At 55.9% G+C, this 1,597-nt stretch carries 1 protein-coding gene; it reads right to left on the reverse strand.

Translation table 11 applies throughout. The features are described 5' to 3' along the window. Positions 1 to 98: 98 nt before the first annotated feature. Positions 99 to 1,517 (reverse strand): IS1182 family transposase, encoded by a 1,419-nt coding sequence (locus F7R06_RS30630; protein WP_162493920.1) that lies wholly within the window; start codon positions 1,515 to 1,517, stop codon positions 99 to 101. Positions 1,518 to 1,597: the final 80 nt, after the last annotated feature.

Below are 1,597 nucleotides of genomic sequence, written 5' to 3' on the forward strand. Positions count from 1 at the left end.
CAGACTGTGTGAAAACACACTGAAGGCCAGCCCAACAAACGCCCCGACTTGTTCGGGGCGTTTGTTTTTTGTGCGGGCAACAGACGAAAAAAGGCCTTTCAGCCCATTAGCGCCATCAGCTGGCGGGCTCCGAGCACGCTAATTGCTCGTTTGAGGTTATAAGCATTCACCGCCAAGGCCATTTCCGCTTTTGCTCCCTCCAACTGGCGCAGCAGGAAGCGACCATTGCCAAACAGCCATTGCTTGAGGTTGCCAAAAGGGTGCTCAACGATGGATCTTCGGCTGGCCATCATCTGCGGATGGGCCAGCATTCGTTGCTCCATTCGCTCAAAGGCTTCCTCATGGGCATGGCGTGAGACATAGCGGCGTTGGGCGCCAGTGCATTGAGATTTAAGCGGGCAAGCAGCGCAGTCGCTGACATCTGCCTGATAGATCCGATCACCCTTGTTCCGCTGCTTGAGCGTCAGCCACTTGCCCGCTGGGCACTGATAACGGTCGTGTTCGGCCTCGTAGGTAAAGTCCTTGCGCTCGAAGAGCTCCTCACCGCCCGGGTTGACCGAGCGATTGGGTGGTACATAGACCGTAATTGCAGCCTCCTCGCAGGCCTGAAACTGCTGGCCGTTGGAGTAGCCGGCATCGGCCGTCACGCTCAGGGCATCTTGTTGCAGATGTTCTTTGGCGGCCTTGGCCATTGGTTCGAGTTGCTTGCGGTCGTCGCCATCCTGTGTCACTTCATGGTGCAGAATTAGGTAATGTGCGGCGTCCACGGCAGTTTGTACGTTGTAGGCCACGCGAGGCCCTTTGGGCGTGCGCATCATCCGGGCGTCGCTTTCGTGGGTGTTGAATTGCTCCAGGCCCATCGAGTTCATCAGCGCCTGGCAGCTCTGATTATCCTGTTGCCGAACTTCAAGCTGCGCCAGAGCCGTTTTGATCGCGCTGCGATCAATCACCTCTCCCGCCTCGGCCTTGTCAGTCTCATCCAGTTCCGCCAAATACTGAGCGATGCGCTTATCCAGCTTCTCTTCCTGACGCTTGAGTTGCTTCAAATTCAAATGCCGCCGCGAAGAGGCCACCGCCTGAAACTTACTGCCATCAATGGCCACCAACTCACCGGCAATTAGACCGGCTGAGCGGCAAAACCGGACGAAGGAACGGCACGTCGCCACAAAAGCGAGTTTGTTGTTTTTACGAAAGTCGGCGATGGTCTTGAAATCGGGTTTGAGTCGGTTGATCAGCCACATCACTTCGATGTTGCGCTGACACTCGGCTTCGAGCCGCCGTGATGAGCGAATCCGCTGAAAATAGCCGTAGAGGTAGAGTTTTAGCTGATCGGCAGGATCGTAAGAGGGGCGACCAGTGCCTTTGGGCAGCGCTTTATCAAAGCCCAATTGCACCAGATCCAACTTGGCGACGTAGAGGTCAATGACGCGAACGAGGTGATCCTCGGGGATCAACTCTTCAAGCGAGACCGGGAACAGGCTGGTCTGGCTGCGGGGCTCTCCCTGGATGTAGGCCATAACGAAAAATGCTCCGTATCTTTCGATACGGAGCATTTTCTTTGAGCGCTGCGCAGATTGCTAGGTTTTCACACAGTCTG

Source organism: Pseudomonas moorei (genome assembly GCF_008801475.1).
GTDB lineage: Bacteria > Pseudomonadota > Gammaproteobacteria > Pseudomonadales > Pseudomonadaceae > Aquipseudomonas > Aquipseudomonas moorei.

Excerpts from the sequence above, each read along its gene's own strand:
- F7R06_RS30630 (WP_162493920.1), bottom strand. The coding sequence starts at position 1,517 with ATGGCCTACATCCAGGGAGAGCCCCGCAGCCAGACCAGCCTGTTCCCG.